Here is a 21023-nt window from a genome sequence, read left to right as displayed (position 1 = left end):
CTAGGAGGCCCCGCCATCAGGCGGGGTTTTCCGTTTCCGGGATCGCGTTTGCGGCCAGAACGTATGTGTGGATGGAAAACACGATCGCGTTGGTTTTCGGCAAACGCAATAACGTCTGCCGCTCGCTTCGCAGATAAGACGCCTGACGCCGGTCCCGTATTTCGCGCGGCTCACTGGCACTGCGAGGCTGGAAAAGCTCCGGGTCTTCGTACCACAGGGCATTGAAGCGCCAAAGCGGGCGGCCGGGTTGAATACCGTCAAATAGCCTCTGCACCCGCTTCGCGAGATTGGCATCATAACTTTCCACGGGCACGTGGATATCAATCAGCGGTCGCATGAATTTCTCAGACAAACGCCAACTGGCGGGAAAACACAGTATGGCACCCGTTAGTACATGTTCATCTGCCCGTTTCTGCAGGATGCAAAAATCCTCCTGTACCAGCCTGCACAGCGTATCAAGCGGACGATCCCGGTCGATCGCGACTGATACACCGTCCGGTCGTACGACCTCTGCACCGGCCGTGGGGTAGATCTGCATCAGCACCAGATCCAGTAATTCCACGGCAGCAGGCTTGGCCTGAGGATCGAGCGCGAGAACGTCGTCACGCCGCTCAGCCAACACTTCCTCGCGGCGCTGCATCTGGTCGGCAAAGGCCTCATCCTGATGCAGCCAGCTTTCCATGGTTGCAGGTTGAATACCCGGCAAAGCGCGTGGGTTGCCGACATCATATGGGATTTTGTTTTGTAGAATACGCTTCATACCAGTGGCTTAGCACGCGCAGCTTTTCTTGTCGGTCGAAAACGACAACCTCGCCGTCGCATTTTTCTCAGACGATTGTTTCCGGCAGATGAATTGTAGTTGGAACAAGCAATGAGGCCAGCCATGAACCAGCACTACCGAGACACGCGCAAGATTGACCCCAGCCAAGGCGCGACGTTGGGCGATGGTACGCCAAACGAAAATGACAGGATCGAGATTGGGCCGACGCAGCTTGCGTTTGACGAATGGGCTGCAGCGGGGCTGGAGCTTCCCAATCTGGCACGGATGCGGGAACACCGCTGGAAGCGGCTGACGCAGGCCATCGTGGACCGCGGCTTTGGTGGCTTGCTGATTTTTGACCCGCTGAATATCCGCTATGTCACCGACAGCACGAACATGCAGCTGTGGAACACCCACAATCCGTTTCGGGCGGTCCTGCTGTGTGCGGATGGCTATATGGTGATCTGGGATTACAAGAACTCACCCTTCCTCAGCACCTTCAACCCACTTGTACGCGAGCAGCGCTCTGGCGCTGACCTGTTTTACTTTGACCGGGGCGACAAGGTTGACGTGGCCGCGGATGTATTCTCGAACGAGGTACGCGTGCTGGTCGAAGAACACAGCGGCGGCAACAAGCGTCTGGCTGTCGACAAAATCATGCTGCACGGATTGCGCGCGCTTGAGGCGCAGGGGTTCGACATAATGGAAGGCGAAGAGCTGACCGAAAAGACCCGCGCCGTCAAAGGGCCCGACGAAATCCTCGCCATGCGCTGCGCCAGTCATGCCTGCGAAACTGCCGTTGCTGAAATGGAAAATTTTGCCCGTGCCAATGTTGGCGATGGCAAGACCTCAGAAGATGATATCTGGGCTGTTCTTCACGCCGAAAACATCAAGCGTGGTGGAGAGTGGATCGAAACCCGCCTGCTGGCTTCGGGTCAGCGGACCAACCCTTGGTTTCAGGAATGCGGCCCACGGATCACCCAGCAGAACGAGATCATCTCGTTCGACACCGACCTTATTGGATCTTACGGGATTTGCGTCGACATTTCCCGCAGTTGGTGGATTGGCGATCAGAAGCCGCGCGAAGACATGATCTACGCCATGCAACACGCACATGAACACATCATGACCAATATGGAAATGCTCAAACCCGGCGTGATGATCCCTGAACTGACTGCAAATTCCCACAGGCTGGACGAAAAGTTTCAGGCGCAGAAATATGGCTGCCTGATGCACGGCGTCGGCCTTTGCGATGAATGGCCGCTGGTTGCTTATCCGGACAAGGCGGTTGAGGGGGCTTACGATTATCCGCTGGAACCTGGAATGGTCTTGTGTGTCGAGGCCTGCGTGGGCGAAGTCGGCGGCGATTTCAGTATCAAGTTGGAGGACCAGGTTCTCATAACCGAAGACGGATATGAAAACCTGACGAAATACCCCTTCGATGCCCGATTGATGGGACTCGATTGAGGCCAAAGCCTCATTCTGACCAATGCGACCGGCGAACGTTGCCGTGCCAGTCTTCGACAGTTGGACTTACCTGATCCTGAGGCCCGCTGAAGACAACGGGCCGGGACTGCCCGACGGCGAAGCCCAAAAGGCCAGCCAGAACAATCGCCAGAACTGTAACTGGAAGTATCTTGGGAAGGTGTGCGGCGGCGTCTGCATGTGTCATCTGTGTCTCCTTTATCAATTGCTGTGGTGAGTAGATGGGCCTGGCAATGCCATAAGTGAAACCAATGTTTGTTGAATAAAACATCACAATTTTTGATGTCCATCCAACCTACCCCAGAGTTACGACCGCTTCTGCCACTCACCTCAGGCATCTGTCAGATCGCAAAGCGCTCGCTTCGTTCTCACCTTCACGTGACGCGTTTGACATAAGGGTTGTGACCCGGCGGCCTTGAACACAGTATTGGGGATGTTTCCCGGAACCGCTCAAGGAGCCGACATGCCCACGGAACGCATCACTTTTGCCGGACATGACGGCAGCCAATTGGCCGCGCGGCTGGATTTGCCGGATGGTCCGGTCCTTGCGACGGCCCTGTTTGCCCATTGCTTCACCTGCTCCAAGGACATACCTGCGGCCCGGCGCATTTCGGCCCGTCTGGCGGCCATGGGAATTGCAGTGCTTCGGTTCGACTTTACCGGCCTGGGTCACTCCGAAGGAGAGTTCGCCAACACCACCTTCACTTCGAATGTCGAGGATCTGATCTCGGCCGCGCAATATCTGGCCGGACGAAACATGGCCCCTGCCCTGTTGATCGGTCACTCGCTTGGCGGCGCAGCGGTTTTGCGGGCGCGTGCCGGAATTCCGACGGTTAAGGCCGTGGTCACCTTGGGCGCACCGGCCGATCCCTCTCATGTGTCCCATCATTTTGAGGATGCCCTGCCCCAGATCGAACAGGACGGCAGCGCCGAGGTTACCTTGGGCGGACGCCCGTTTCGAATTGGCAAAGCGTTTGTGGACGACATTGCGGGATCGGCCCTGTCTGCCTCGATCGCTGATCTCAAGGCCGCTCTGCTGATCCTGCACGCCCCACGGGACGAAACGGTCAGTATCGACAACGCAAGCACCATCTTTCTGGCGGCAAAGCACCCAAAAAGCTTCGTCACCCTCGACGATGCCGATCACCTGATCACGCGGGCCTCTGACGCTGAATATGCCGCGGATGTCATCTCGGCTTGGGTCTCGCGCTATCTGAAACTTTGCCCACCTGCGCCACCTCCTGGTGCACCGGAAGGTGTCGTTCGCGTGACAGAGGCGGATCTGAATGGCTTTATGCAGGATATTCAGGCAGGTCCGCACCATCATGCAGTTGCAGATGAACCGGTGTCTTATGGCGGCACGGATAAGGGCATGTCGCCCTATGGCTTTGTCTCATCCGGTCTCGGCGCCTGTACGTCCATGACGATAAGAATGTATGCGCGACGCAAACACTGGCCACTGACCAGTGTCAGCGTCGATGTTTGCCATGACAAAGTTCATGCTCAGGATGCCGGTTTGGCAAATGAGGGCAAAGTGGATCAGTTCCGCCGCAAGATCCGCCTGAGTGGCCCGCTTGATCAGGAACAAAAACAGCGCTTGTTAGAGATCGCAGACAAATGTCCGGTTCACCGGACACTCGAAGGCTCGGCACATATAACAACCGAACTTCTTCCTTGAATGGAAGGCCGCCAGATTGGCGGCCCTCATGCCATCAGCGGCGTGGCGATGGCCGATGTATCGGCGGACGCGCGGCAGGTGGCCGTGCCGTTGGGGGCCTTGGCCGCACAGGCGGTTTGGCAACCGGTGGTTTCGGACGATCCGGGCGCGTTGGTCGATCTGGACGATTTGGCCGGTCCGGTGGATTGATATCCACATTGATGTCACGGCGGTAGTAATCGTTCCACAGCATCGAGTCATAGAACGGGTCATACCCGTATCCGACGCCAACTGTTACACCGTCACAGGCCGACAGCGACAAAGTCGCAGCCCCCAGCCCCAATGCGAGGGAAATCCGTTTGATCAGTCTAAAGCTCATCTTACCCCCCCTCACTGAAGCGACTGGAACGACGCGAATACGGCATTCAGATCGTCAGCATAATCCGGGTTTGCCCCATCTCGCAAAATAGCAACGGCTATGGCGACGCGGTTGCGCGGCAAGTCAATGATGGTGGCCGTAAAGCTCACTCCCTTGCCATCCCTGCGCCCGGTCCCGCGATAGACCCGGGCGGGCAACCCGCCGATGCGGGTGTCGCTGGTGCTGGTGATGGTCGGGTCTTTAACCAGAAACTTGTCGATATCCTGCAAGTACCGGACACCATCCTGGATGGTTGCAACTCCGGCAGGCGAAACAAAGCCCATCCAGACCATATCGTCCGTTACGGGACGCAGCCCCATAACCCGTGCCACCGCACGCGGATCATCCAACCCGGTGTCTTCGATCTCTCGCGGGCCGCCTGTGCGCAGCACCCAGAAATCGGGCACGTCGAACCGAAACAGCGCGCGACCATCATCGGTATATGTCACCGGAGTGTCGGCCAATGCTGATCCTGCCCCACCCAGCCAGACAGCGGCGCAAGCGGCAAGAATTGGAGATGATAAAAAACGCATATCTCAATAACCTGATAATTTCTTCGCCTTCAGCTTGACCCCTGAAAGAGCGACTTGTCCAGCACTGCGTTGCAAAGACCCAAGAAAACCACGTTCTGGTATTGCCGTTCCCCACACATGTTGTCTGACTTTTGCAAGCATCGCACCCCAACTTGCAGACAAACGCATGATATCTATTTCGCATAGACCCCGACGGTCTGGCCGCCCGCATCATCAACGAAACGGATCGCTTCCCCATTTCGCCAGACGTCGTAGCAAGCCCACAAATCGGCAGGTGGCCATGTCGAGCCGTATTGATCCCCTCTCACCGCCCAGCGCCCGACACTGGGCCCGCCCGAGAAATACTGCGTGGTCATGCTGGCTTCAAAAACCTGCCAAACACCCGCGCCGTATTCCAGCTTCTTGCCCGCCAAGGTCGTCAGGATTTCCTCTCCGGACAGTTTCTGGAAGTCTCCGGCGACCAAAACACCCGGCCAAAGGGAGAAAAACAGGGCAAACCGTCTCATACCTGCTCTCACATCTTGTTCCCTTGCGCACAGGCGGCTAAACCCCGCGCCAACGCCTCATCCCAATCACATAAAGGTGCTGCCGCCAATGATTCCCCGTTATTCCCGCCCTGACATGGTTGCCATCTGGTCGCCCGAAACCAAGTTTCGCATCTGGTTCGAAATCGAGGCCCACGCCTGCGATGCCATGGCCGATCTGGGCGTGATCCCGCGTGAGAATGCAGAAGCCGTTTGGAAGGCCAAGGATGTGGAATTCGACGTCGCCCGCATCGACGAGATCGAAGCCGTCACCAAACATGACGTCATAGCCTTCCTGACCCATCTCGCTGAACATGTTGGCAGTGAAGAGGCCCGGTTTGTGCACCAGGGCATGACCAGCTCGGACGTGCTGGACACGTGCTTCAACGTCCAGCTGACGCGCGCGGCCGACCTCCTGATCGCCGATCTTGAAGGGCTTCTGGCAGCGCTCAAGCGCCGCGCGATTGAACACAAGGACACGGTACGCATCGGTCGCAGCCACGGTATCCACGCAGAGCCCACAACAATGGGCCTGACCTTTGCCCGGTTCTATGCCGAGATGGACCGCAACCTGTCCCGCATGCGCGATGCCCGTTCGGAAATCGCAACCGGCGCGATCAGCGGCGCCGTCGGCACCTTCGCCAATATCGATCCCGCAGTCGAGGAACATGTCTGTGACAAACTGGGTCTTGTGCCCGAACCGATCAGCACCCAGGTGATTCCGCGCGACCGGCACGCGGCCTTCTTTGCGACGCTTGGCGTCATCGCCAGCAGTATCGAAAACATCGCTATCGAAATCCGCCACATGCAGCGGACCGAGGTATTGGAGGGCGCAGAATTCTTCTCGATGGGGCAAAAAGGCTCCTCGGCCATGCCGCACAAGAAAAACCCCGTGCTAACCGAGAATCTGACCGGGCTGGCGCGCATGGTGCGCGCAGCTGTGATCCCGGCAATGGAGAATGTGGCCCTCTGGCACGAACGCGATATCTCGCACTCGTCGGTCGAACGCATGATCGGGCCGGATGCCACGATCACTCTGGATTTTGCGCTGGCCCGCCTGACTGGCGTGATCGACAAGATGCTGATCTTCCCCGAAAACATGCTGGAAAACATGAACAAATTCCCCGGCCTTGTCATGAGCCAGCGGGTTCTGCTGGCCTTGACCCAAGCAGGGGTCAGCCGTGAGGATGCCTATGCCATGGTCCAGCGCAACGCGCTGAAGGTTTGGGAACACCGCACCGATTTCAAAGAGGAACTGCTGGCGGACGCCGATGTGACTGCCGCGCTCAGCCCCGAAGAAATCGAAGAGAAATTCGACCTCGGCTATCACACCAAGCACGTGGATACGATCTTCGCCCGGGTATTCGGCGAATAAGGTACGTGTCGACGCCCCCTTCGCACGGCCCGGTCTGCAATGCGCAGGCCGGGCCTTGTTTTTGCCAGACCGCCCGAAATCGGCTATTCTGTGGACGATCTTTTGGGGAGAGGCACCATGATCCGTACCGTTCTTTGCTCACTTGCACTTATTTGCGTGGCATCTGCCGGCCTTGCATGCAGCGCGCATTCCAAACAGACGCAATCCTGCGCACCGGGCACAACTTGGGACACTGAAACGCAAAGCTGCACGAAATCGGTCAACAGCTGACGAATTTCTGTCCGACTTGTGAATAAAAGCAACCGTTCAACTGTTAGCTTTTTTGTAGATCGCACTATGATTTTGAGAGCAGCCCCGAGAACGGAGTAGGATTATGCGCCTTTTGTTAGCTTCAGCCCTTGCTTTGCAAGCCTTCACCTTTGCCCCTGTGGTCCATGCCGCAGGCGGCGACAGCAGCAGCCCGCCGAAACCGACGAATACGACCAAGAAGTGTTTGTTCGGTCGGGTCTACGACGAATCCAGAGGTCGGTGCGTCAAACCCAACAAAACCAATCTATCGGATGATCAGCTATACGATGCCGTCCGCGAATTGGCCTATGACGGGCAGTATGGGCACGCTCAGGATATCCTGCGGATCATGGATCAGGACAATGACCGCGTGCTGACCTATTGGGGCTTTACCTACCGCAAGATGGGCGAGTTGGAGCTGGCGAACGTCTTTTATCAGAATGCCATCAATGCCAATCCCGACAATCTTCTGGCGCGCAGCTACATGGCGCAAGGCTTTGTAGCCGAAGGCAAAACCGATCTGGCAATCGAGCAATGGCGTGAGATCAAAGCCCGTGGCGGCGAAGGAACGTGGGCCGAAGCGTCCCTGCGCGACGCCATCCGGACAGGGTTGACCTACAACTACTGAGCTTCAGGAATATTTAACCCGACTCTCTCTAATCTGCCCGTGGTTCGGAATTTTTGGCACTACGGGCAGATGCAGGACACAAACGCATTGATACAAATGGCAAATGGGGGGTCAGCCCCTCTTGCTGCGGGAGATGACGGTGCGCCGCAAATTGTTCCGCGAACACTGACCGGCCGGCAAAAAGCGGCCGTTGTCGTGCGCCTTCTGTTGAACGAAGGCGCCGATATTCCGCTTGAGGAATTGCCCGACGACCTGCAAGAGACGTTGACCCATCAGCTTGGGCAAATGGGCCTTGTGGATCGCGCAACTCTGGGCGCAGTGACCCAGGAATTCAGCGATGCTCTGGACAACATCGGGCTGGCATTTCCACATGGGCTTGCAGGTGCATTGGACGCGGTGAACGGAAAGATCGCACCATCGACTGCCGCGCGCCTGCGCAAGCTCGCCGGGGTGCGCCAGATCGGCGATCCATGGCAACGCTTGCGTGACGTACCCATTGAGGATCTGGCGGCCATGGCTCAGGCGGAAAGCACCGAAGTGGCGGCTGTCATGCTTTCAAAAATGGATACCGCACAGGCGGCACAGATGCTGGGCCGCATGCCGGGCCCGGTTGCGCGACGAATTACCTATGCCATCTCGAAAACAACAAATGTAACCCCGGAAGCGGTTGAGCGCATTGGCTGGTCGCTGGCCGCGCAACTGGATCAGCAGCCTGCTCAGGCTTTCGACAATGGTCCCGGCGCGAGGGTCGGCGCGATCCTGAATCAGTCGCCGGCCGCTACACGAGACGACTTGTTGAACGCACTTGACGAGGACGACGCCGATTTTGCGGATTTGGTGCGCCAGTCGATCTTCACCTTTGCCCATATCTCAAGCCGCATTGCTGCCCGCGAGGTTCCCGCCATCCTGCGCGAAGTGGAACAGCCGGCTCTTGTCACGGCGCTGGCGGGTGCCGCCGCTGATGATGACAAGGCTTCTGTTGAATTCATTCTGTCAAACATTTCGTCCCGCATGGCCGACAATCTGCGCGAGGAAATGGCCGAACGTGGTCGTGTCAAGCAAACAGAGGCCGAAGACGCCATGACACAGGTCGTTGCCGCCATTCGCACTCTGGTCGACGCCGGTTCAATTACTCTGATCGAAAAAGATGATGAGGAAGATACGGCCTGATATGTGAAACCAGGAGTTTTGCGCTGTCCGATCACCTGATGCAGGTTCAGGCATTCTGCCCGCCTGGGCGCTTGAGCTTGCAGGCATCGGGCTGTATGTCTGTCTCAGCAATTCGCAACACGCGGTGAGACACCTCCATGCCCGTTGAAAAGTCGGAGCTCAGCCGGTTTGAGCTTGGGAAATACTATGTCGCCAATCTGTTTCTACAGGGGGTCATCGGCGTTATGCGCATGATTCCCTACGAACGGCGTATAGCAACAATGGGCGCCATCGTGCGGTTTCTGGCACCTGTTGTCGGGTTTCGCAAACGTGTCCGTCGAAATCTGAAACTGACGTGCCCAGACTTGCCTGAAGCCGAAGTCAGGCAGATTTGCCGCGATGTGCCGGACAATGCCGGTCGTGCGATCATGGAGCATTTTTCTCCGGAAGACTTTATCGAACGTCAGAGCAAGGCCAAGATTTCAGGACCAGGTATCGCAGCGTTTGACGCGGCTATTGCCGAGGGTCGTCCGGTCATGATGATTACGGCCCATTTCGGTCACTACCTTGCCGCGCGTATCGCCCTGCAAACCTACAGCGGTCAGCCCATCGGCTGCCTGTATCGGAGGATGGCCAACCCGTATTTCAACGACGCTTATGTCGAAGCCTTCTACAAGACAGGCGCCCCGATGTTCGAACAGGGACGGCGCGGAATGGTCGAAATGGTGCGCTCGCTGAAAAAGGGCGGGATCATTGCCATTGTATCCGATCTTCACGCAATGGGCGGTGAAGAGCTGACGTTTTTTGGCAAACCCGCCGTGACATCCGTGCTGAACGCCGAATTGGCGATAAAATACAAAGCTGAGCTGATTCCGTGTTACGCGGTACGGCAGCCCAACGGCATCGATTTTGAGATCGTTCTGCATGAACCGGTGCCACATACGGACCCGAAAACGATGACCCAATTCACCAACGACGATCTGGAAAAGATGGTACGGCGGCATATGGGGCAATGGTTCTGGATTCACCGACGCTGGAAGCATTGGAATGGATTGGGAATCAAGCCTGAAGAGATGCCCTGATCATTTGACTCGGGTCGCGGCAACAATCGGCCCATGACCTGTCCTTTGCACCAGAATGACAGCCGGCAAATCTGAACCAAGCTGAACCGCGAATGTTTGCGGTGCAGTTCCATCCCATTGCCCTGCAATCTGCCAGGCCTCAACGACATTGGCATAGTCTAACTCGTGCCCGGCCAGTTCTCCACGACGGATCGATGCGTGCCGCATAGGTGAGTATTGAACGACATGCACGTCGTAGGTTTCTTCTTTCGGCAACTCAACTGGAGTGACATCCACTGTCACCACATCGGCTGAGCGAATGGCAGTCACCGACGCTTCGGGTGCTGCTTTCAGATGCGCTTCGATCAATTGATCAAGTTCCCGGGCTTGCGCCCCGACAATATCGTGCTGCCCGTTGATCACCATCTGCGGTGTGTAGATCATCGATCGCCCCCCCTCGCGGGCATAAGCCCGCTGCCGGAGCGTATGATCAGGGTCTGCATATTCGTCCTTCCAGCCAATATAGTCCCAGTAGTCGACATGCAAAGCCAGCCCTATGACGTCGTCCCGCTTGGCCAGATCATGCATGATCCGATCCGCCGGCGGGCAGGATGAACACCCCTGAGACGTGAACAGTTCGACCACCACCGGGTCTTCCTCGGCCGCGACCTGTGCCGCCACAAAACAGGAAAACACGGTGGTCAATGCAATGGATCTGAACATGAGAACTCTCGGGTTGAGCGGTTGGGTCTCAGGGATAGCTGCTTTGACGCTCAACGGCCAATCAAGGTTTCTTGAGACATTGACACACGCCCTCAAGGAAAAAAGTGTACAATAGTATACAAATTTACCTCTCAACGCCTGTTCGACCTTGAACACGGGGCCTTGGTGATGCAGATAACACTCAGCAAATCCTAAAATCCAAGTCATTTGAGAGGGAGGCCACAGATGCCCATCAAAGTCGGACAGGATACCGCCAATACGCGCCGCAGTCTGAGCGTGAATGGTAAATCCATTTCCTATTATTCCATCCCCGCCGCGCAAGAGGCGGGCCTGGGCGATTTCTCCAAACTGCCTGCCGCACTCAAAGTAGTGCTGGAAAACATGTTGCGGTTCGAGGATGACGGGTTCTCGGTCTCGGTCGATGACATCAAAGCCTTTGCCGAATGGGGTGCCAAAGGCGGGAAGAACCCGCGCGAGATCGCCTATCGTCCGGCCCGTGTACTGATGCAGGATTTCACCGGCGTTCCGGCCGTTGTGGATCTGGCCGCGATGCGGGACGGCATCAAGGCGCTGGGCGGCGACGCGCAAAAGATCAACCCGCTGAACCCGGTCGATCTGGTCATCGACCACTCGGTCATGATCGACGAATTCGGCAACCCGCGTGCGTTCCAGATGAATGTGGACCGCGAATACGAACGCAACATGGAACGGTACCAGTTCCTGAAATGGGGTCAGGGCGCGTTCAACAACTTCCGTGTAGTTCCCCCCGGCACCGGTATCTGCCACCAGGTGAACCTTGAATATCTGGCACAGACCGTTTGGACCGATACTGACCAGAACGGCGACGAAGTCGCCTATCCTGACACTCTGGTTGGCACTGACAGCCATACCACCATGGTTAACGGCATGGCCGTTCTGGGCTGGGGTGTTGGCGGGATCGAGGCCGAGGCCGCAATGCTGGGTCAGCCAATCTCGATGCTGATCCCCGAAGTCGTGGGCTTTGAACTGACCGGCGATCTGGTCGAAGGCACCACCGGCACCGACCTGGTTCTGAAAGTCGTGGAAATGTTGCGCGAAAAAGGCGTTGTCGGCAAGTTTGTTGAATTCTTCGGCGAAGGTCTGGATCGTCTACCGCTGGCCGACCGCGCGACCATCGCCAATATGGCACCGGAATACGGTGCAACATGTGGCTTTTTCCCAATCGACGGCGAAACGCTGCGCTACATGCGCAACACAGGGCGCGACGAAGATCGTGTCGCTCTGGTTGAAGCCTACGCCAAGGAAAACGGTTTCTGGCGTGACGAGAACTACGCGCCGATCTACACCGACACCCTGTCCCTGGATATGGGCACTATTGTTCCGGCGATCTCGGGGCCCAAACGCCCGCAGGATTATGTCGCGCTGACCGACGCCAAAGCTGCTTTCACCAGGGAAATGGCCGAGACCTTCAAGCGCCCGATGGGCAAACAGATTGAGGTCAAAGGCGAAAACTATGGCATGGAATCGGGTAAGGTCGTGATCGCCTCGATCACCTCCTGCACCAACACCTCGAACCCTTATGTGATGATCGGAGCGGGCCTTGTGGCGCGCAAGGCAGCCGCGCTGGGTCTGGATCGTAAACCTTGGGTCAAAACCTCGCTGGCACCAGGTTCGCAGGTTGTGTCCGCTTACCTGGAGGCCGCAGGCCTGCAGGAGGATCTGGACAAGATCGGCTTCAACCTCGTGGGATATGGCTGCACCACGTGTATCGGCAACTCGGGGCCAATCCAAAAAGAAATCTCGGAGGCAATTGCGGAGGGCGATCTTGTTGCCACCTCGGTCTTGTCGGGCAACCGCAACTTCGAAGGTCGGATCTCGCCCGATGTGCGGGCCAACTATCTGGCTTCGCCGCCTCTGGTCGTCGTGTACGCGCTGGCGGGCACCATGGATATTGACCTGACATCCGAGCCGATCGGTCAGGACAAGGACGGCAATGACGTCTATATGAAAGACCTCTGGCCTACCCAACACGAGGTCGCGGAATTGGTCGAACGGACCGTCACGCGCGAAGCGTTCCAGTCGAAATACGCCGACGTTTTCAAAGGGGACGAAAAATGGCAATCGGTTGAAACCACTGATGCAGAAACCTATGACTGGCCACCGACATCGACCTATATCCAGAACCCGCCCTATTTCCAGGGCATGGGCCCCGAACCAGGCACGATTTCCAACATCGAAGGCGCCAAGGTTCTGGCCATTCTAGGTGACATGGTCACGACCGACCACATCTCACCTGCTGGGTCATTCGCGACGACTTCGCCCGCAGGCCAGTACCTGATCGAACGTCAGGTTCAGCCGCGTGAATTCAATTCATATGGTTCACGCCGCGGCAACCACGAGGTGATGATGCGCGGCACATTCGCCAACATTCGCATCAAGAACGAGATGCTGGACGGCGTCGAAGGCGGTTACACCAAGGGTCCGGACGGCGAACAGACGTCAATCTACGACGCCTCGATGGCCTATCAAGCGAATGGCACCCCGTTGGTGGTATTCGGTGGCGAGCAATATGGGGCGGGCTCAAGCCGCGACTGGGCGGCCAAGGGCACGGCGCTGCTGGGCGTGAAGGCCGTAATCGCCGAGAGCTTTGAGCGTATCCACCGTTCGAACCTTGTTGGTATGGGTGTCATTCCGTTCGAGTTCACAGGAGGCGACAACCGCAAAACCCTTGGGCTGAAGGGGGATGAAATCGTTTCGATACACGGGCTGGATACAATCGAGCCGCTACAGGAAGTCCCCTGCACCATCGTTTATGGCGATGGAACCGAAAAGACCATCACCCTGAAATGCCGTATCGATACCGCGCCCGAGATTGAATACATCGAAAACGGTGGCGTATTGCATTACGTCCTGCGCAATCTTGCAAAGGCATCATAACCGATAGCAAAGCATGCAATTCAAACCCCCGGCCATCTGCCGGGGGTTTTTTGTATTCTGGTCATTTATTCGAAAACCTGAAACTGTTAGGCAAGGTCATAAACGGAAACCAATCGCTATGAAGAAACCCAACGCCCTGCTGGTGTGTTCGCTCAGCGTAATTGCAGTGATCGGGATATGGGGCGTCGTGGACATTCAAAGTCTGGTGACCTGGGCCAGTGGCATTGTCCAACAGACCTTCCACAGCCGCGGCTGGTTCGTGATGCTCGCCGCTTCGGGCATGTTGATCGGATGTCTGTTTCTGGCCTTTTCACCCTATGGCAATATTCGCCTTGGCCGGGATGACGAGGAACCAGAGTTTTCCACGGCTACATGGATTTCGATGTTGTTTTCTGCGGGCATGGGCGTCGGCCTGCTGTTTTGGGCAGTGGCGGAACCGTTGACCCATTTCAACTTTATCAACGGTATGGCACCGGATTTCATCGCGGCGCAACAAGCCATGCTGGCGACGAACTTTCACTGGGGCTTACACGCTTGGGCCATATACGGATCAACCGCGCTTTCCATCGCCTTTTTCAGTTTTCGGCGCGGCACCGGGATGATGGTCAGCGCGCCGATCAAAAGCCTGTTTCCCGGCGAACGCTGGGCTGAACGTGTCGGATGGCTTTCGGATTTCATGGCGATCATCGCCATTGCCATTGGTGTCGGCGGTTCCATGGCCATGGGCGTATTTCAGGTGGCAGACGGCATCGCCGTTCTGGGCGGTCGTGAAACCGTCGGTGCCCTTCTGATTGGCGCCGTGTTTCTGGCAATGGTCGCGGCCTATATCCCGGCACTCCTAATCGACCTGGGTCAGGGTATGGCGCGCTTGTCCAATGCCGCCATGCTGATCGCAATCGGCCTTGTTGCCTACACGGTGGTGCTTGGCCCCACTGAATACCTTCTGAATACTATCGTTCAGGGGTTCGGGGACTATGTCACCAATGTCATTCCCAGGGGCTTTCAAACCTTTACGTTCTTCGGCGATGACGTCACCAGATGGTTCAGCGACTGGACACTTACCTACATGGTCTGGTGGATCGCCTGGGGCCCATTTTTGGGCGTCTTTGTCGCCCGCATATCTCGCGGTCGCACGATACGGGAATTCGTGATCGGAGTGTTGTTCGCCCCCACCCTGTTTTCAATCCTCTGGTTCGGTGCATTTGGTGGCATTGGCCTGTTCGAGGCGCTCAATGGCGCTGGCGAACTCTTGTCCTATACGCAGACAAACATTGAACGCGTAACCTTCGTCCTGCTCGACCGGCTTCCACTGTCTGTGATTACGACGCTTGCCACGGTACTGGCCGCCTTTTTGTTCATTGTAACCAGCGTCGTAAGTGCGGCATTTGTTCTGGGCACCTTCTCGACGGGCGGGGACGAGAATCCCCCGCCGCGCGTCCGGCTGATCTGGGGGGGATTGCTTGGGCTGCTGAGTGTCGCGATGATCCTTTCGGGATCAGTGGACTCGGTGAAAACCCTCATTTCGCTTGGCGCATTGCCCTTTGTCTTCATTTCAGTCCTGCTGATGGTTTGCTTGTTCCGCGGGCTCAGTGAGGAGGGGCAACGCAATGCTGATCGGTGATCTCACGGACACGCTGATGAATCTCGTAACCTTCGCGTTCATCGCGGCAATGCTCTGGATTTTGCTGCGCAAGTGACAGCATTCCGACAGCGCAAAAATCAACGTTGAATCTTGGGCGCTTTGCCGGTCATCTGAGTTCATGAAAAAAGTTGCACTGATAACCGGTGGCGCCCGTGGGATCGGGAAGGCAATAGTCGAAGACCTGAGCCGTGATCACCATGTTGCCTTCACCTGGTTGGCCAGCCAGCCCGATTCTGAAATGCTGAAAGGCGGGGTTCTGGCAATTCAGTCGGACCTTACAAAAGACAATCAACCCACCCAGGTCGTCGAAAAGGTCATCGATCACTTCGGACGACTGGACGTGATCGTGAACAACGCCGGTCTTGTTCGCGCCACTCCGAAACAAGCGTTCAGGGTTGAAGACCATCGCGCCATTCTTGACCTCAATCTTCTGGCCCCGGCCGCGTTGCTGGCTGCGGCATTGCCGCATCTGAACCGCGGCGCATCAATCGTCAGCATTTCGTCGATGAACGCGACACTGCCACCGCGCGACGCCGTGACCTATGGGGCAAGCAAGGCCGCTTTGAACCTCTGGACACGCGCAATGGCGAAAGAGCTTGGCCCGGAGGGCATCCGTGTCAACGCGGTTGCGCCGGGCGCCATCAACATCCCCGAAGCCCCCCGTCCAGACGATCTGACATCGCTTTTCGTCAAGGAAACGGCTCTGGGCCGGATCGGAAGACCCGAAGACATCGCCAGCGCCGTTCGGTTTCTGGCCTCGGACGCGGCGGGATTCGTAACCGGAGAGGTTCTGGGCGTGACAGGAGGGTATCGCCTGTAGACCCGCTTTCGCTTGGCTTTAGGATCTGCCTTAACCGCCCGCGGCTTTTTCCAACGCCGGTCGCAGAGTGTTTTCAATCACACGCTGCGTAATCGGGCCTGCAAAGCGCAAGATGATGGTGCCGTCACCATCGATTACATAGGTTTCGGGCACGCCATAGAGCCCCCAATCCAAGGCCATGCGGCCCTGCTCGTCACGGCCAATCGCGGCGTACGGGTCACCCAGCTCGGTCAAAAACGCTTCGGCGTTGCCCAGCTGGTCTTTGTAGTTGATGCCATAGACCGGGATACCTTCGGCAGCCAGGGCTTCCAGATTGGGATGCTCGGCACGGCATGGCGCGCACCAGCTGGCCCAGTAGTTGACCAGTTTGACTTCTCCATCCCGCAGCGTGGCATCGTCGAACAGCTTCTTTTCCGGGAACTCGCTCAGAACCACAGGCGGAGCCGGTTGGCCTTCGCGGGCAGAGGGTAACGCGTTGGGGTCTTCACGGAACATACCGATCCCGGCCAACACGGCGAAAGCGCCAAAAATCAAAGGCGGCGCGATCATCAGGGGCGATATCTTAGCCATTGCGCGAAATCCTTTGTTCGATTTTTTCCATTTCAGTGCGCATCTTGCGCCCTCGCTTCACACTGAACACGATCAATGCCACAAGCAGCACGACGGACACGGCATAAGACGACAGTACGGCGTCAGCATATTTTCCAAGATCGGGGATCATCCGCCCACCCTTTCCCGCGCCAGCAACGCTTTGATACGACGCGCGCGGATTTCAGTCCCGGTGCGGTACAATACCAGCGCAATGAACAGCAGAACAAATCCGATGATGCACAACAACAACGGATAGAAGTAGATGTTACTCACCTTCTCTTCGGTATCGGCACCCGTCACGGCAGCCGCGCGCATGACCGATGCGCCCTGATGCAGGCCCTGGTTCCAGAAGTTGACTGCATATCGGCTGAGCAGCGCAAACACTGACCCTACGAGACACAGAACCGAGGTCAGGTCGGCCGCAGTGTCCGGATCATCGATGGCTTCCCACAAAGCGACATAGCCAAGATAGAACAGGAACAGGATCAGAAACGCGGTCAGGCGCGGATCCCAGGCCCACCAAGTGCCCCACATGGGCTGCCCCCAGATCGCCCCGGTCAACAACGCAATCAGGGTCATCACGATCCCAATCGGTGCGGCCGCCCGCGCCGCCAGCGCGCTGACATGGTGACGCCGCACCAGCCAGACCAGAGAAGTTGCCAGCATCATCAGCCAGCAATTGATCGCCATCAGCGCTGCCGGTACGTGCAGATAGATGATCTTGACCGTCGACCCTTGCTTGTAGTCGTCCGGCGTGAAGAAGAACCCCCAGACCAGCCCAACGACGATGCAGATGATCGAGACGATCCAGAAGAACGGCAGGACCCGTTCACTGGTCGCAAGAAACTTGCGCGGGTTGGCGTATTCCCAGAGGGCGTTGGCTTTGGCTGCGATTGTCATGGGCCCTATCTAGTCCGAGTTGGAGGTTTTCTCAATTGACATCAATCAAAGCTAGGACGGTTCACCGCAGATTGATACGTAACACAGCAGCGCTGGCAAAAGGCAACAATGCGATCGTCGCAGCCGTGATCCCTGCCAGCATCAACAACGGCGTCTGCACGTCCATCCCTGTAGCCCCACGCCGGGCGACCTCGGCCCCGAAAATCAGGGTGGGGACGTAAAGCGGCAAGACCAACAGTGACAACAGCAAACCGCCGCGCTTGAGGCCGACGGTCAGGGCTGCGCCAAATGTGCCGATCACGCTCATGGCCGGGGTTCCGATCAGCAGCGAGATGACAAGCCAGAAGAAGCCCGGCACAGGCAGGTTAAGCAAGACACCCAGAAAGGGCGCGGCCAGAACCAAAGGCAGGCCTGTGGTCAGCCAGTGGGCCAGCGCCTTGATGGTCACAACAGATTCCAGTGGCAGCGGTGCCGTGGCCAGCAGGTCCAGCGATCCGTCCTCCCAGTCCAGCGCCAGAAGACGGTCAAGAGACAACAGACACGCCAGCAACGCCCCCAGCCAGAGCACACCGGGCGAAATGGTGGACAGCAGCGAGGATTGTGGCCCCACTGCAAACGGCACCATTACGGTCACGATCAGGAAAAAGGCCAGACCCAACCCAAACCCGCCGCCCGCACGGAAGGCCAGTTTCAGGTCGCGCAGCAAAAGGGCGATCACAGGAAGCCTCCGTCGAAATCGTCAATGGGTTTGGGTTTGGCCTTGTTCGGGCCGACGTCCAAAACCTCGCCATCCAGACCAAGGTCGATATGGGTGGCGATCAGGGCTGACCCGCCCTGACCCAGATGCGCGCGGACTGCATCGGCGAACATTTGCACCGCATTTTTGTCCAGCGAAACGGTCGGCTCGTCCAGCATCCAGATCGGCCGCCCGGTGACCAGCATTCGTGCCAGTCCCAGCCGCCGTTTCTGACCTGCCGACAGGTTGCCTGCGTGACGGTCCGCCAACTCATTCAGCTGGAAAGCATCCAACGCGGTTTGAATACCGTTAGTGCCAAAGACAGCAGCCCAGAACGTTAGGTTTTCAGTCACTGTCAGCGTCGGTTTCAGCCCGTCTGAATGGGACGCATATGCGATCTGATCCTCTGCCCCCTGGATCTCACCTTCCAGCGGCGGTTGCAATCCGGCCAATGTGCGCAAAAGTGTGGTTTTACCGATCCCGTTCGGTCCGCGCAGAATCAGGGCTTTGCCCGGAGGCAGCTGAAAGCTGAGATGCTCCAGGACGGGAATGCCACCACGGGTGATCGACAGGTCAGTTACAATCAGACTCATGACACCCGCTTATCGGAATGTCATCAGAGGCAAAAGGTGGGATTTGCCGCAGTTCGGTTGTGAGAGCCTTGTTGAGAGAGGGCCGAGTGAGGGGCCAGCCCCTCATACACCCCGGGATATTCTCAGCCAGATGAAGGATCCCGTCAGACCGGGATCAGAGCAAGCGCTATTCGGCGACCTTCAGAGAGCAAGACATTGTAGGTGCGGCACGCAGCCGGTGAATTCATGACTTCGACGCCGACTCCGGCACTCTCCAGCCGGGTGCGCAAAGATTGGGGAATGTGGGCCATGTCTTTGCCTGTACCAATCAACAGGACGTCAATCTCGTCAGCCAATTCCAGAAGTGGTTGCGCGTCTGCATACCCACCCCAGTTTGCAGGTCCTGCAGGGCCCGTCAGAACTGCGCCTTCAAACACATCACCGCCAATGCGGAAGAACCCCGGGCCGTAACCATCAACTGGTTTGGCATCTGTAAAGGTAACCTGGTTCAGGCGCATTTCTTCCCTCCTTCAATCCAGGATCGGCAAACCGGACACCACTGCTATCAGAATGACCGAGTAAGCCGCCGCGCGATAGATCCGTTCGAGTTTCGGATCGAACAGAGCCTTGCCGATCAGTGTTGTAGTCAGATAGGGCAAGCCCAGCAGCAGGACAATCCACAGGATCGACAGATCCGCAGCACCTCCGATCAGGATACTGAAGACGATGGCCACATCCAGCAACGCCAGAAAAATGATCGTGTTGGCGCGGATCTTGCGTACATCCGAAGAACTCGCAAGGTAGAATACAATGACAACCGGTCCGGTCAGACCCGTCATGCCGCCGACCACGCCCGCGCTTCCGCCAATAGCCAGTCGTCCGCCCGCCCTCAGTTGCCCCTGCCAGCGCCAGCCGGTGACGATCGCCAACAGGGTCACACCAGTGATGCCGCAGGCGATCCAACGCAACACGACGGTATCGACCTGCGCCATGATCCATAGGCCCAGTGGTACGGTCACAGCCGCCGCAATGCCCATCGTGCTGATTTCGGTCTTGTCGCATTCGCGCCACGCCTGCGGCGCCAACGCAAAGGTCGATACGATCCCGGTCGCCGCCATCAGAAAGACGACATCAGCAATCGGCAGAAATTGAGTGGCCACCGGCACAAAGATCATCGCGGTGCCAAAACCAGTGAAGCCGCGGACAAGTCCCGCGGCTCCGATGGTAAGTACCAACCAACCCAGCCCCGGCAGGGACAGGGCCTGTTGCAAAGCCTCAGGCATCGATATTTGCAAACTGGTTGCCCGCCGTGTTCGACGGCTTGGACCAGTCGCGCTTGACACCCAGCCACAGCAGGATGGTCGAGGCCACGAAGACCGATGAATAGGTGCCCACTATCACGCCCCAAATCATCGCGAAAACGAAGCCGCGGATCACATCGCCGCCCAGAACATAAAGTGAGATCAACGCCAGCAACGTGGTGACCGAGGTCATGACGGTCCGGCTGAGGGTCTCGTTGATCGAAATGTTCAGCACCTCTTTGAGGTCTTTCTTTTTGTATTTCCGCAGGTTCTCACGCACCCGGTCGAAGACGACCACGGTATCGTTCAGCGAATAACCGACGATGGTCAGAAGGGCCGCGATAATAGCCAGATCAAAGCGGATTTGCAGTTCCGAGAATATACCGATGGTCAGGATCACATCGTGAACCAGTGCCGCCACAGCGCCCAGTGCGAACTGCCATTCGAACCGGAGCCAGATATAGACAAGCACCGCGCCGATCGCCAACACCACCGCGATAACGGCAGTTTGGATCAGCTCACCGGAGACTTTGGGGCCGACGGATTCCACTGACACGAACTGAATGTCGGGAACAACCAGCTGTAGCGCTTCTTCCACGGCGGTGATGGTCGCAGCTTCGACAGCCTCGGCATCTTCTTGCGCCTGAATGCGGATCATCGCAACGTTTTCGTCATCCGCAAAAGTCGGATCGAAAATCTCGGTAATGGTCACATCGCCCAGTTCCAGAGGAGCGATGGCGTCACGATAGGTGCCCACGTCGATCTCAACCGCGCTTTGCGTCCGGATTGTGGTGCCACCCCGGAAATCGATGCCGAAGTTCAGCCCCTGAAGCATGAAGGACGTGAACGCCACGATCATCATCAAGGCCGAGATGCCCAGCCAGACCTTCCAGCGGTTAAAGAAATCGAACGAGGTGTTCTGGGGTACGAGTTTCAGTCTCATT

At 57.4% G+C, this 21023-nt stretch carries 23 protein-coding genes; 10 read left to right on the top strand and 13 right to left on the bottom strand.

Features of this window, described 5'->3' with window-relative positions:
- Positions 1-16: 16 nt before the first annotated feature.
- A complete protein-coding gene (locus AC2FLP_RS02075) occupies positions 17-760 on the bottom strand; it encodes a heme-dependent oxidative N-demethylase family protein (RefSeq protein ID WP_496681058.1) in 744 nt (247 codons plus the stop codon).
- Between the two features lie 123 nt (positions 761-883).
- On the opposite strand from AC2FLP_RS02075, the gene dddP reads away from it, so the two are divergent.
- Positions 884-2227: a dimethylsulfonioproprionate lyase DddP gene (gene dddP / locus AC2FLP_RS02070; protein WP_496681061.1), complete on the top strand. Its 1344-nt coding sequence runs from the start codon at positions 884-886 to the stop codon at positions 2225-2227.
- 10 nt (positions 2228-2237) lie between these two features.
- On the opposite strand, the gene AC2FLP_RS02065 is transcribed toward dddP, so the two are convergent.
- On the bottom strand, positions 2238-2432 hold the full coding sequence (locus AC2FLP_RS02065) for a hypothetical protein (RefSeq protein ID WP_496681064.1): 195 nt from the start codon (positions 2430-2432) through the stop codon (positions 2238-2240).
- 276 nt (positions 2433-2708) lie between these two features.
- Between AC2FLP_RS02065 and AC2FLP_RS02060 the strand changes: the two genes are divergently transcribed.
- Entirely contained in the window at positions 2709-3923 is a 1215-nt protein-coding gene (locus tag AC2FLP_RS02060) for a bifunctional alpha/beta hydrolase/OsmC family protein (protein WP_171204976.1), read from the top strand.
- Complete coding sequence (locus tag AC2FLP_RS02055; protein ID WP_171204977.1) at positions 3924-4112, top strand: hypothetical protein; 189 nt, start codon at positions 3924-3926, stop codon at positions 4110-4112.
- A gap of 180 nt (positions 4113-4292) precedes the next feature.
- Here AC2FLP_RS02055 and AC2FLP_RS02050 read toward each other — a convergent pair whose 3' ends face one another.
- Both AC2FLP_RS02050 and AC2FLP_RS02045 read right to left on the bottom strand, forming a co-directional pair.
- Complete coding sequence (locus AC2FLP_RS02050; RefSeq protein WP_117868592.1) at positions 4293-4853, bottom strand: hypothetical protein; 561 nt, start codon at positions 4851-4853, stop codon at positions 4293-4295.
- A 173-nt stretch (positions 4854-5026) separates the two neighbouring features.
- Positions 5027-5359, bottom strand: a complete 333-nt coding sequence (locus AC2FLP_RS02045) for a hypothetical protein (protein WP_496681069.1) — start codon at positions 5357-5359, stop codon at positions 5027-5029.
- Positions 5360-5447: 88 nt separating this feature from the next.
- Here AC2FLP_RS02045 and purB point away from each other — a divergent pair, with 88 nt between their 5' ends.
- The 4 genes from purB to AC2FLP_RS02025 all read left to right on the top strand — a co-directional run bounded on the left by purB (position 5448) and on the right by AC2FLP_RS02025 (position 9899).
- On the top strand, positions 5448-6752 hold the full coding sequence (gene purB, locus AC2FLP_RS02040) for an adenylosuccinate lyase (RefSeq protein WP_496671415.1): 1305 nt from the start codon (positions 5448-5450) through the stop codon (positions 6750-6752).
- 373 nt (positions 6753-7125) lie between these two features.
- The gene (locus AC2FLP_RS02035) at positions 7126-7668 is read left to right on the top strand and encodes a tetratricopeptide repeat protein (RefSeq protein ID WP_496681072.1); all 543 of its coding nucleotides are present in this window, start codon (positions 7126-7128) and stop codon (positions 7666-7668) included.
- Between the two features lie 96 nt (positions 7669-7764).
- Entirely contained in the window at positions 7765-8838 is a 1074-nt protein-coding gene (locus AC2FLP_RS02030; RefSeq protein ID WP_496681623.1) for a flagellar motor switch protein FliG, read from the top strand.
- A gap of 137 nt (positions 8839-8975) precedes the next feature.
- On the top strand, positions 8976-9899 hold the full coding sequence (locus AC2FLP_RS02025; RefSeq protein ID WP_496681075.1) for a lysophospholipid acyltransferase family protein: 924 nt from the start codon (positions 8976-8978) through the stop codon (positions 9897-9899).
- Here AC2FLP_RS02025 and AC2FLP_RS02020 read toward each other — a convergent pair whose 3' ends face one another.
- Positions 9900-10601, bottom strand: a complete 702-nt coding sequence (locus AC2FLP_RS02020) for a DUF1223 domain-containing protein (RefSeq protein WP_496681078.1) — start codon at positions 10599-10601, stop codon at positions 9900-9902.
- A 225-nt stretch (positions 10602-10826) separates the two neighbouring features.
- Here AC2FLP_RS02020 and acnA point away from each other — a divergent pair, with 225 nt between their 5' ends.
- The 3 genes from acnA (at position 10827) to AC2FLP_RS02005 (ending at position 15979) form a co-directional block, all read left to right on the top strand.
- On the top strand, positions 10827-13517 hold the full coding sequence (gene acnA / locus AC2FLP_RS02015) for an aconitate hydratase AcnA (RefSeq protein ID WP_496681080.1): 2691 nt from the start codon (positions 10827-10829) through the stop codon (positions 13515-13517).
- Between the two features lie 118 nt (positions 13518-13635).
- Entirely contained in the window at positions 13636-15138 is a 1503-nt protein-coding gene (locus tag AC2FLP_RS02010) for a BCCT family transporter (protein ID WP_496681083.1), read from the top strand.
- A 139-nt stretch (positions 15139-15277) separates the two neighbouring features.
- Positions 15278-15979, top strand: a complete 702-nt coding sequence (locus AC2FLP_RS02005) for an SDR family NAD(P)-dependent oxidoreductase (protein WP_299894121.1) — start codon at positions 15278-15280, stop codon at positions 15977-15979.
- A 30-nt stretch (positions 15980-16009) separates the two neighbouring features.
- On the opposite strand, the gene AC2FLP_RS02000 is transcribed toward AC2FLP_RS02005, so the two are convergent.
- The 8 genes from AC2FLP_RS02000 to secF all read right to left on the bottom strand — a co-directional run bounded on the left by AC2FLP_RS02000 (position 16010) and on the right by secF (position 21022).
- On the bottom strand, positions 16010-16549 hold the full coding sequence (locus AC2FLP_RS02000; RefSeq protein WP_117868582.1) for a DsbE family thiol:disulfide interchange protein: 540 nt from the start codon (positions 16547-16549) through the stop codon (positions 16010-16012).
- Positions 16542-16700 carry a heme exporter protein CcmD gene (gene ccmD / locus AC2FLP_RS01995; RefSeq protein WP_205511904.1) on the bottom strand — a complete coding sequence of 53 codons (159 nt, stop codon included), beginning with the start codon at positions 16698-16700 and terminating at the stop codon, positions 16542-16544. The genes AC2FLP_RS02000 and ccmD overlap by 8 nt, the downstream gene beginning before the upstream one ends.
- The gene (locus tag AC2FLP_RS01990) at positions 16697-17470 is read right to left on the bottom strand and encodes a heme ABC transporter permease (RefSeq protein ID WP_496681088.1); all 774 of its coding nucleotides are present in this window, start codon (positions 17468-17470) and stop codon (positions 16697-16699) included. The genes ccmD and AC2FLP_RS01990 overlap by 4 nt, the downstream gene beginning before the upstream one ends.
- 61 nt (positions 17471-17531) lie before the next feature.
- The gene (gene ccmB / locus AC2FLP_RS01985) at positions 17532-18188 is read right to left on the bottom strand and encodes a heme exporter protein CcmB (RefSeq protein WP_299894130.1); all 657 of its coding nucleotides are present in this window, start codon (positions 18186-18188) and stop codon (positions 17532-17534) included.
- Positions 18185-18799 carry a heme ABC exporter ATP-binding protein CcmA gene (gene ccmA, locus AC2FLP_RS01980; RefSeq protein WP_299894133.1) on the bottom strand — a complete coding sequence of 205 codons (615 nt, stop codon included), beginning with the start codon at positions 18797-18799 and terminating at the stop codon, positions 18185-18187. The genes ccmB and ccmA overlap by 4 nt, the downstream gene beginning before the upstream one ends.
- Positions 18800-18942: 143 nt before the next feature.
- On the bottom strand, positions 18943-19296 hold the full coding sequence (locus AC2FLP_RS01975) for an Mth938-like domain-containing protein (protein ID WP_299894137.1): 354 nt from the start codon (positions 19294-19296) through the stop codon (positions 18943-18945).
- 12 nt (positions 19297-19308) lie between these two features.
- On the bottom strand, positions 19309-20061 hold the full coding sequence (locus AC2FLP_RS01970) for a sulfite exporter TauE/SafE family protein (RefSeq protein WP_299894140.1): 753 nt from the start codon (positions 20059-20061) through the stop codon (positions 19309-19311).
- A complete protein-coding gene (secF, locus tag AC2FLP_RS01965; RefSeq protein WP_117868576.1) occupies positions 20054-21022 on the bottom strand; it encodes a protein translocase subunit SecF in 969 nt (322 codons plus the stop codon). Before secF ends, AC2FLP_RS01970 begins: the two co-directional genes overlap by 8 nt.
- Position 21023: the final 1 nt, after the last annotated feature.

This window comes from Ruegeria sp. CDSA141 (assembly GCF_059612005.1).
Note: the sequence above shows the minus strand (reverse complement) of the source record. Positions and strands in the feature narration are given on the sequence as shown.

What these genes read in the sequence shown, in the direction of transcription:
- AC2FLP_RS02055 (WP_171204977.1), top strand. Translation starts at nt 3,924, where the DNA reads ATGGAAGGCCGCCAGATTGGCGGCCCTCATGCCATCAGCGGCGTGGCG.
- acnA (WP_496681080.1), top strand. Translation starts at nt 10,827, where the DNA reads ATGCCCATCAAAGTCGGACAGGATACCGCCAATACGCGCCGCAGTCTG.
- dddP (WP_496681061.1), top strand. Translation starts at nt 884, where the DNA reads ATGAACCAGCACTACCGAGACACGCGCAAGATTGACCCCAGCCAAGGC.
- AC2FLP_RS01990 (WP_496681088.1), bottom strand. Translation starts at nt 17,470, where the DNA reads ATGACAATCGCAGCCAAAGCCAACGCCCTCTGGGAATACGCCAACCCG.
- AC2FLP_RS01970 (WP_299894140.1), bottom strand. Translation starts at nt 20,061, where the DNA reads ATGCCTGAGGCTTTGCAACAGGCCCTGTCCCTGCCGGGGCTGGGTTGG.
- secF (WP_117868576.1), bottom strand. Translation starts at nt 21,022, where the DNA reads ATGAGACTGAAACTCGTACCCCAGAACACCTCGTTCGATTTCTTTAAC.
- ccmA (WP_299894133.1), bottom strand. Translation starts at nt 18,799, where the DNA reads ATGAGTCTGATTGTAACTGACCTGTCGATCACCCGTGGTGGCATTCCC.
- AC2FLP_RS02000 (WP_117868582.1), bottom strand. Translation starts at nt 16,549, where the DNA reads ATGGCTAAGATATCGCCCCTGATGATCGCGCCGCCTTTGATTTTTGGC.
- AC2FLP_RS02005 (WP_299894121.1), top strand. Translation starts at nt 15,278, where the DNA reads ATGAAAAAAGTTGCACTGATAACCGGTGGCGCCCGTGGGATCGGGAAG.
- AC2FLP_RS02010 (WP_496681083.1), top strand. Translation starts at nt 13,636, where the DNA reads ATGAAGAAACCCAACGCCCTGCTGGTGTGTTCGCTCAGCGTAATTGCA.
- AC2FLP_RS02030 (WP_496681623.1), top strand. Translation starts at nt 7,765, where the DNA reads ATGGCAAATGGGGGGTCAGCCCCTCTTGCTGCGGGAGATGACGGTGCG.
- AC2FLP_RS02060 (WP_171204976.1), top strand. Translation starts at nt 2,709, where the DNA reads ATGCCCACGGAACGCATCACTTTTGCCGGACATGACGGCAGCCAATTG.
- AC2FLP_RS01975 (WP_299894137.1), bottom strand. Translation starts at nt 19,296, where the DNA reads ATGCGCCTGAACCAGGTTACCTTTACAGATGCCAAACCAGTTGATGGT.
- AC2FLP_RS02035 (WP_496681072.1), top strand. Translation starts at nt 7,126, where the DNA reads ATGCGCCTTTTGTTAGCTTCAGCCCTTGCTTTGCAAGCCTTCACCTTT.
- AC2FLP_RS02050 (WP_117868592.1), bottom strand. Translation starts at nt 4,853, where the DNA reads ATGCGTTTTTTATCATCTCCAATTCTTGCCGCTTGCGCCGCTGTCTGG.
- AC2FLP_RS02020 (WP_496681078.1), bottom strand. Translation starts at nt 10,601, where the DNA reads ATGTTCAGATCCATTGCATTGACCACCGTGTTTTCCTGTTTTGTGGCG.
- AC2FLP_RS02025 (WP_496681075.1), top strand. Translation starts at nt 8,976, where the DNA reads ATGCCCGTTGAAAAGTCGGAGCTCAGCCGGTTTGAGCTTGGGAAATAC.
- purB (WP_496671415.1), top strand. Translation starts at nt 5,448, where the DNA reads ATGATTCCCCGTTATTCCCGCCCTGACATGGTTGCCATCTGGTCGCCC.
- ccmD (WP_205511904.1), bottom strand. Translation starts at nt 16,700, where the DNA reads ATGATCCCCGATCTTGGAAAATATGCTGACGCCGTACTGTCGTCTTAT.
- AC2FLP_RS02045 (WP_496681069.1), bottom strand. Translation starts at nt 5,359, where the DNA reads ATGAGACGGTTTGCCCTGTTTTTCTCCCTTTGGCCGGGTGTTTTGGTC.
- AC2FLP_RS02075 (WP_496681058.1), bottom strand. Translation starts at nt 760, where the DNA reads ATGAAGCGTATTCTACAAAACAAAATCCCATATGATGTCGGCAACCCA.
- AC2FLP_RS02065 (WP_496681064.1), bottom strand. Translation starts at nt 2,432, where the DNA reads ATGACACATGCAGACGCCGCCGCACACCTTCCCAAGATACTTCCAGTT.